General features: G+C 75.6%; 4 protein-coding genes, 1 tRNA gene and 1 pseudogene. 5 read left to right on the top strand and 1 reads right to left on the bottom strand.

Annotation, left to right across the window (positions count from 1 at the left end):
* From AC02VZ_RS25490 to AC02VZ_RS25470, 5 genes and pseudogenes are all read left to right on the top strand, one after another.
* Positions 1-767 (top strand): annotated as a pseudogene (locus tag AC02VZ_RS25490) (DNA polymerase III subunit gamma and tau); the annotation flags it as partial.
* A gap of 142 nt (positions 768-909) precedes the next feature.
* Positions 910-2,226, top strand: a complete 1,317-nt coding sequence (purD, locus tag AC02VZ_RS25485) for a phosphoribosylamine--glycine ligase (RefSeq protein ID WP_476476497.1) — start codon at positions 910-912, stop codon at positions 2,224-2,226.
* 815 nt (positions 2,227-3,041) lie between these two features.
* Positions 3,042-4,964 (top strand): M48 family metalloprotease, encoded by a 1,923-nt coding sequence (locus tag AC02VZ_RS25480; RefSeq protein WP_476476496.1) that lies wholly within the window; start codon positions 3,042-3,044, stop codon positions 4,962-4,964.
* A gap of 629 nt (positions 4,965-5,593) precedes the next feature.
* Positions 5,594-7,093 (top strand): N,N-dimethylformamidase beta subunit family domain-containing protein, encoded by a 1,500-nt coding sequence (locus AC02VZ_RS25475; RefSeq protein WP_476476495.1) that lies wholly within the window; start codon positions 5,594-5,596, stop codon positions 7,091-7,093.
* Between the two features lie 266 nt (positions 7,094-7,359).
* Complete coding sequence (locus tag AC02VZ_RS25470; protein ID WP_432057411.1) at positions 7,360-8,259, top strand: phosphoribosylaminoimidazolesuccinocarboxamide synthase; 900 nt, start codon at positions 7,360-7,362, stop codon at positions 8,257-8,259.
* Positions 8,260-8,451: 192 nt separating this feature from the next.
* Here AC02VZ_RS25470 and AC02VZ_RS25465 read toward each other — a convergent pair.
* Positions 8,452-8,524: transfer RNA gene (locus AC02VZ_RS25465), tRNA-Gly, on the bottom strand.
* Position 8,525 lies beyond the last annotated feature (1 nt).

Genomic DNA, 8,525 nt, shown 5'->3' with positions numbered 1-8,525 from the left:
CGGGCGGTGGCACCCGGCCGCCCGCGCAGCCCACGCCCCCGGCCGCTCCCGCCGCCTCCGCGGCCCCCGCCGCACCCGCGGCGCCTCCCGCGGGGCCGGCGCCGTCGGCCCCGTCCCCGGCCCCGTCCGGTGGGGGCGGGCTCGACCCGCGGGTGCTCTGGCCGAACATCCTGGAGGCGGTGAAGAACCGCCGCCGGTTCACCTGGATCCTGCTCAGCCAGAACGCCCAGGTGACCGGCTTCGACGGTGCCACCCTCCAGATCGGCTTCGTCAACGCGGGCGCCCGCGACAACTTCTTGAGCAGCGGCAGTGAGGACGTGCTGCGGCAGGCGCTCGGGGAACAGTTCGGGGTGCAGTGGAGGATCGAGGCGGTCGTCGACCCCTCCGGAGGCGGTGGCACGGGCCCCGCCCCGTCCGGTCCGTCCGGCGGCCACAGCGGAGGCGGCGTCGGCCAGGGCCCCGGTGCGGGGTACGGGGGCGGGGGCGCGCCGCGTCCCTCCGCGCCCCGTCCGGCCTCGGCACCGTCCGGGCCCGGAGGCGACGGGCCCGTGCGCTCCGCAGCCGCCCCGGTGGCGCCGGCGCCCGGCCACGGCTCCCCGGCCCCGGCGCCGAGACCCGCCGCCGCCCCGGAACCGCCGCCGGTGTCCCCCGAGGACGACATCCCCGAGGACGACGACCCGGACCTGGACGAATCCGCCCTGTCCGGGAAGGAGTTGATCGTCCGCGAGCTGGGCGCGACGGTGGTCGAGGAGATCAGCAACGACTGACCGGGACGGCGAGCGACGGCGAGGGACGGCGACTGCCGGCACCCGCCGACGGCGGCGGACTGGAGGAACGTACGAACGCGGGCGGCGGGCTCCCTCGGAAGCCCGCACAAAGGATGTCCGCTTCTGCCGTTAGGCTGATGCCGTGAAGGTCCTCGTCATCGGCAGCGGCGCCCGCGAACACGCCCTGTGCCGCTCCCTGTCCCTCGATCCCGCCGTCACCGCGCTGCACTGTGCCCCGGGCAACGCCGGCATCGCCGAGGTCGCCGAGCTGCACCAGGTCGACGCCCTGGACGGCGCGGCCGTCTCCGCCCTGGCCACCCGGCTCGGCGCGGACCTCGTGGTGGTCGGCCCGGAGGCACCGCTCGTCGCCGGGGTCTCCGACGCCGTGCGCGCGGCGGGCATCCCCGTCTTCGGCCCCTCCCGGGAGGCCGCGCTGCTGGAGGGCTCCAAGGCCTTCGCCAAGGACGTGATGGCGGCGGCGGGCGTGCCCACCGCCCGGTCGTACGTCTGCGCCACCCCCGAGGAGGCGCGCGCCGCCCTCGACGCCTTCGGCGCCCCCTACGTCGTCAAGGACGACGGGCTCGCCGCGGGCAAGGGAGTCGTCGTCACCGAGGACCTCGGCGTGGCCGCCGCGCACGCCGGGTCCTGCGGGCGGGTGGTGATCGAGGAGTACCTCGACGGCCCCGAGGTCTCCCTCTTCGCCATCACCGACGGCGAGACCGTCGTCCCGCTCCAGCCCGCCCAGGACTTCAAGCGCGCCCTGGACGGTGACGAGGGGCCGAACACCGGGGGCATGGGCGCCTACTCGCCCCTCCCGTGGGCGGACCCCAAGCTGGTCGACGAGGTCACGCAGACGGTGCTGCAGCCGACCGTGGACGAACTGCGGCGCCGCGGCACCCCGTTCTCCGGCCTCCTCTACGCCGGTCTCGCCATCACCTCGCGCGGGGTCCGCGTGATCGAGTTCAACGCCCGCTTCGGCGACCCCGAGACGCAGGTCGTCCTGGCCCGGCTGCAGACCCCGCTGGCCGGGGTGCTGATGGCCGCGGCCACCGGTGGCCTCGCCGACCTGGAGCCGCTGCGCTGGAGCGACGACGCCGCGGTCACCGTGGTCGTCGCCTCGCACAACTACCCGGACACCCCCCGCACCGGTGACCCGATCACCGGGCTCGACGAGGTCGTCGCCCAGGACGCCCCGGGCGCGTACGTGCTGCACGCGGGGACGCGGAGCGAGAACGGCGTGGTCGTCAGCGCCGGGGGCCGCGTGCTGTCCGTCACGGCCGTCGGCAAGGACCTCGCGGAGGCCCGGGACCGTGCCTACCGCGCGGTCGGGCGCATCCGGCTCGACGGCGCGCAGCACCGCACCGACATCGCCGCGAAGGCGGCCCAGGCCGTCGACGCGGTGCGCACGGCACAGGTCGCGGCCGAGGCGGTGGCCGAGGTGGCCACGCGCACGCCGTAACAGCGCCCACCTCGCCGACCGGTGGCTCCGGCCAGCTGCCCGGACGGGGACCGGGGAGGGCTGGGGCCGGCCCTTTGGCCGGGGCCTTGGCTGTAGCCGGGGGTGTGTCCGCGTCCGTGTCCGTATGGGCGGCTGCGCGGGCGTCGGTTTCCGGGTCTGCGTCTGCGTCTGATCTGCGTCTGCGCGTCCGCGTGCACGTCCGCGTCGGTGTCTGCGTCCGCGTGCACGTCGGCGTCGGTGTCTGCGGTTACGGCTGGGTTTCGTTGGGAGGGGGCGGAGCGCGTTCTGCCGGCCGTGCGGTGGGCGTATGGGTGTGTGTGCGCGGGGCGCGGGGCTGACGTCCCGCCGTCCGTGCCGAACGAAGTGCTGCTCCTGACGGGGCCTGTGGATACGCCACGACCCGCGGGCCCGTGGCGTGCGTCCCGGCCCGTCGACGGCGGGGCTTCGTGGCGCCCCGTGGCCGGATGGCCGCGGGGCGCTTCGCGTCCACCGGCGGCTTCCGGCCACCCGGACAACCCGTCGGGCTCCGCAACCGTCTCAGGACGCGGCGACCCGTCTCGGGTGCGGGGACCGACATCCGTCCGGGACGGGGGAGCCCTTGGCATGCCATCGTCAGCCACCTTTGCCCAAAGCCATTCCATCGGGTGAGCGATCCGCCATCCGGCTGACGAGGGCCGGGGCCCCAACTATGGTGCCGCGCATGTGTTCCGGCACTTGGCCCACCGGCATTGCGATGTCAGTGCCGGGTGCCACAGTGGGGGAGTGAGCAACGCCAGGACAGCCGCAGTGCCGACGGGAGGGGTCAGGGCCGGACCATGAGCGGAAGCGGGATGGGTGTGGAGGCGGGCGCGCATGCCGCGCGGTCCCGGGCCGTGGCCGTACTGCGGGTGCGCAGTCGGGCGCTGGCCGTCGCGCTCCTTCCGGCCGCCGCCGCCGTCATCCTGCTCGCCGGGGTGTCCACCGGCCACTTCGTGGGGCCGGGCTGGGACGCCGCCCGTCTGGTGCTCGTCCCCGCCGCGGTGCTCGCCCTGCTCGCCGCCGCCGGTGTCGCCCTGCTGGTGGCCCGTGCGCGCCCGGCCATGAGCCCCACCGTGCCGGTCCCCGAGGACGCCGCCCCCGATCTGTACCGGATGGTGCGCGACCTCGCCGAGCGCCTCGGCGTGCCCGCCCCGTCCGCGATAGCGCTCACCCCCGACTGCGACAGCTGGCTGGAGGACCGCACGCACCGGGCCCACGGCCTGCCCCCGGCCGAGGAGCATGACGACATAGCCGGCGGGGGCCGGTATCCGTCGCGCCGGTCGGGTGCCGCGCCGGTGCTGGTCATCGGCTCGCCGTTCCTGTGGTGGATGAGGGTGGGAGAGCTGCGCGCGGTGCTGGCCCCGGTCGTCGCCGGTACGGGGCCGTCGGCGCACCCGGACATAGCCGCCGCCCGCCGCTTCGTGCGCGGGCTGGACGCCGCGGTCGCCGTGACCTCCGCGCCGCACCGCGGGCCGGTGTTCCGCGGGGTGCTGGCGGGTGTCGCCTGGGTGGCGCGGGCCCTGCTGCGCGGCTGCCGGGTGCACGCCGCCGAGATGGAGCGCTGCGTGGCGGTCGCCGCCGCCGAGCGAGCCCAGGCGGTGGACTACGGCCTGCGGATCGTCGCCCAGGAGCAGGTCGGGCTCGCCTACGCGGGCTGGGACCGGCTGCTCACCCGGGTCGCGCTGCCCGCCTGGCGGATGGGCCGCTGGCCCTGCCACCTCAGCGCCGGCGTGGTGGCCGCCCTGACGGAGCTGTCCCGCCGGGACCGTCTCGCGGAGGGGTTCGCCTCCCGCCTCGGTGAGCGCCCCGCCTGTGACCTGCTGGAGGAACCGGGCGCGGTGGACGAGGCCGTCTCGCTGCTCGCCGCCCGCCTCTTCCACGGCGGCCCGGCGCACACCGGACCGGACTGGGCGCCCGTCCACTGGAGCGACTATCCGGACGAGGTGGTGGACCGCACGTGGCGCACCGACGCGGCCCGCCTCCACCGGGTGCTGGACGCGCTCGGTGTGCGTCTCGCCGCCGGGGGCGGTTCCCCCGGTATCGACGGCCCCACCCTCGCCCGCGTCCTGGACCACCTGTCGGCCCCGCAGCATGCGCCGACGCGGGGCCTCCCCGGCCCCACCGGTTCCGCCGGTCCCGTCCCTCTCGGCTCCACCGAGTCCGCTCACTCCGCCGAGCCGCCCACGCGGGGCCGTCCGTCCGCCCCCGCCGGGGATCCCGTGGTCGACGTGGACGAGGAGGGCTTCGCCGGCGCCACCGCCCGCAGCGCCGCCCTGGCCGCCCGGCTCAGCGCCGAACTGGCCCGCGAGGAGGCCGCCGTCGCGGCTGCCGCGGCCACTGCGCGGCCCACGACCGCCCCGGGCGCCGACGCCCCGCCGGGGACGACACCCGTCGGCTCCGCTTCCCCGGCACCGTCGGAGACGGCCCCCTACTGGGACGACCGCTCGCTCCCCCTCCTCCCACTCCAGCCGCCGCGTTCCGGGCGGGAGTTGCTCTCGGACCACATCACGGCGATGGTCTGCTGCGCGGCCATGGACACCGCGGGCGCGACCCCCGGACTCGACTGGCTCGACGGACCGGTCCTGCTGGTCGGCGGAGCGCGGGCCGCGGACCTGTCGGACCACGTGCTGAGCCTCATCGAGGACGGCGACCCCACGGCACTGCGCGACTGGCTGTGCCGGCAGGGCATCCGGCCGGAGAAGCCGGTCCGCCTGGTGTGAGCCGCCGCCCGGGCCGCGACCGCCCGGAGCGCACCGTGTCTGCCCCGACGGGGCCATGACCGCCCGGGCCGCACCGCACTGTGACTGCCTCGCTCGGACCACGACTGCGCGGACCGTACGGCGGCTCGCCCGAGCGCCTCGACCTGGCGGCGGCTGTCTCCGCGTCCGGACGTCCCCGGCGGGCGGCTGACCCGGCCTCCGGACCGGCTCGTGTGGCCGACCGGTTGTCTGGCCGGCTGGCTGACTGGGTGGCCGGGTACCGGGTGTCCGGCCGTCCCGGCCCGGCTCTCGCTCTCTCTCGGCCGGGCGGTGCGTCGGCCGTCGGCCGTCTGCTTCGAGCCTTCTCGGCCTGCCGACGGTCTCCGCCGCCGGTCGTCCTGGCCGCCCGGCCGGGTCGGTTCCGCTCCGTCGGCCCGGTGGCCGAAGGGCCGCACCACCCGCCGCACGCCCCGTACGCCACCTCGCGCCCCGGAGGTCAACCTTCCGCTTTCGGTCAATTCGCAACGACCGGTGACGGGGTGCGTGCGTTATGTGATGTGCTGGGACCGTTCACACGCTCGTTGGCAAGAGCTTGCGACATACGACAAGCACATAGAGGGCGGGCCGGGTGCGCGAGGAGGGGAGCCACCATGGGTGCGGATCGGAACCGCCGCGGGACGCCGGGTGCCGGGGCACACAGCGTCGACGACGCCTTCGCCCGGGGCAACCCCGGGACCCTTCCGTGGTTACGCGGGGGTGAGCAGCAGGACGGCGGTGCCGCCGTCCCGGCGCCCTGGTACCTGGCGCCACCGGCCGCCGGCCCCGGCGCCGCGGACGCCCGCGCCGGGAACCTCGGCACGGTCGGGCCCCGGGTGGCCGACGACGTGCACCGGCAGATCAAGGGCTTCGCCTCGGCCGGCGGCGTCGCCCCCGGCGAGTCGATCGACTTCCACATCACGGTCGACCCGCCCCAGGAGTTCGCCGTCGACGTGTACCGCATCGGCCACTACAACGGTCACGGCGGCACGAAGATCACGTCGAGCCCGCGTCTGTCGGGCATCGTGCAGCCTCCGCCGCTCACCGCCGACCGCACGGTCTCCTGCCACCACTGGTGGCTGTCCTGGCGGCTCCCGGTCCCGTCGTACTGGAGCGTCGGCGCGTACGTGGCCGTGCTCACCACCGCCGACGGGTACCGCTCGCACATCCCGTTCACGGTCCGCGACGACCGCCCGGCCGACCTGCTCCTCGTCCTGCCGGACGTGACCTGGCAGGCGTACAACCTCTACCCCGGGGACGGTCGTACGGGCGCCAGTTTCCACCACGCCTGGGACGAGGAGGGCCGGCTCCTCGGCGAGGCCGACGCCGCGACCACCGTCTCCTTCGACCGCCCCTACGCGGGGGACGGTTTCCCGCCGCACATCGGGCACGCCTACGACGTCATCCGCTGGGCCGAGCGCTACGGCTACGACCTCGGGTACGCCGACGCCCGCGACCTGCACGCCGGCCGCGTCGACCCGGCCCGCCACCGGGGCCTGATCTTCCCCGGTCACGACGCGTACTGGTCCAAGCCCATGCGGCGCACCGTGGAGCGCGCCCGCGACCAGGGCACCTCGCTGGTGTTCCTTTCCGCCGGAAGCCTGTACCGGCAGGTGGAGCTGGGACCCTCACCGTCCGGTGTCCCCGACCGCCTGCTGACCTGCCGGCGACGCCGGAGCCCGGGCAGGCCGTTGCTGTGGCGGGAGAGCGACCGTGCGGAACAGCACGTGCTCGGCATCCAGTACGGGGGCCCGGTGCCGGAGCCGCACCCGCTGGTGGTGCGCAACGCGGACCACTGGCTGTGGGAGGCGACCGGCGCCGGGGACGGGGACCCGCTGCAGGGGCTGGTCGCGGGCGGCGCAGACCGCTACTTCCCGCGCGCCCCGCTGCCCGCGCACGAGGAGCGCGTGCTGCTCGCCCACTCCCCGTACACCGACGGCGAGGGCGTGCGGCGGCACCAGGACACCTCGCTGTACCGGGCGCCGTCCGGTGCGTGGGTGTTCGCCTCGGGGACCTGCGCCTGGTCCCCGGCCCTCGACCGGACCGGTCACGTCGACCCTCGCATCCAGCGCGCCACGGCCAACCTCCTGGACCGGATCTGCAAACGGGACTGAGGACCGACCCGGCCGTCCCCCCGTCCCCTTCCTCCTTTCCGGCTGAGCGGACCGACCGACCGACCGGAGGAGGGGGGACGGGGCCGTGACGGGGCCTTGACGGGGCCGGGTCGACCGGCGTTCCGACCGTCCGCCGGTCCTCCGTCCCCGGAACCCGTCCACGGGTCTTCCACTCCCCTCCGCCGCCCGTCACCGCCACCCGCGGCCGGAACCCGTCCCCGTGTGCGGGAGAATCGAGCCATAGGACAGAACCACGGGGAGGCACCGTGTCCGGATTCGTAGAAAAGCCCGAGCCGACGCAGGTTCCGGGCCTGGTGCACCTGCACACCGGCAAGGTGCGCGAGCTGTACCGCAACGAGGCGGGCGACCTCGTGATGGTCGCCAGTGACCGCATCTCCGCCTACGACTGGGTGCTGCCGACCGAGATCCCCGACAAGGGCCGCGTCCTCACCCAGCTGTCCCTGTGGTGGTTCGACCAGCTCTCCGACCTGGTCCCGCACCACGTGCTGAGCACCGAGCTGCCCGAGGGCGCCCCCGCCGACTGGGCGGGCCGCACCCTGGTGTGCAAGTCCCTGCGCATGGTCCCGGTGGAGTGCGTGGCCCGCGGCTACCTGACCGGTTCGGGGCTGGCCGAGTACCGGCAGACCCGCACCGTCTGCGGTCTCGCCCTCCCCGAGGGCCTGGTGGACGGATCGGAACTGCCCGCGCCGATCTTCACCCCGGCCACCAAGGCGGCCGTCGGGGAGCACGACGAGAACGTCTCCTACGAGGAGGTCGTCCGCCAGGTCGGCGCGGACACCGCCGCCCGGCTGCGCCAGGCGACCCTGGCGGCGTACTCCCGCGCCCGGGACATCGCCCGCGAGCGGGGGATCGTGCTGGCGGACACCAAGTTCGAGTTCGGTTTCGACGGCGACACCCTGGTCGTCGCGGACGAGGTGCTGACCCCGGACTCCTCCCGCTTCTGGCCCGCCGACCAGTGGGAGCCGGGCCGCCCGCAGCCGTCGTACGACAAGCAGTACGTGCGGGACTGGCTGACGTCCGCGGAGTCCGGCTGGGACCGCGCGGCCGAGCAGCCCCCGCCGCCGCTGCCGCAGCACGTCGTGGAGGCGACCCGGGCCAAGTACGTGGAGGCGTACGAGCGGCTCACCGGCCTCGGCTGGGACTGAGCCGGGCCGAGCCGACGCCCACGGCTGCGGGTGTGCCCTCGGCGCACCGGGAGCCCACCCGCAGCCCACCCCCGCCGCTTGGCCACCCCACCCCCGCCGCTCGGCCACAGCACCCCTCAGCTCGGACGCCCCACCCCGCAGCCCGCAACGCAGAAGACCCCGGTCCCTGGGGGACCGGGGTCTTCCTCTCGGAGCGGACGACGAGGTTCGAACTCGCGACCTCAACCTTGGCAAGGTTGCGCTCTACCAACTGAGCTACGTCCGCG

The sequence above is a fragment of the Streptomyces sp. 3-6 genome (assembly GCF_056323165.1).
This window is presented reverse-complemented; position numbering and strand designations above follow the sequence as displayed.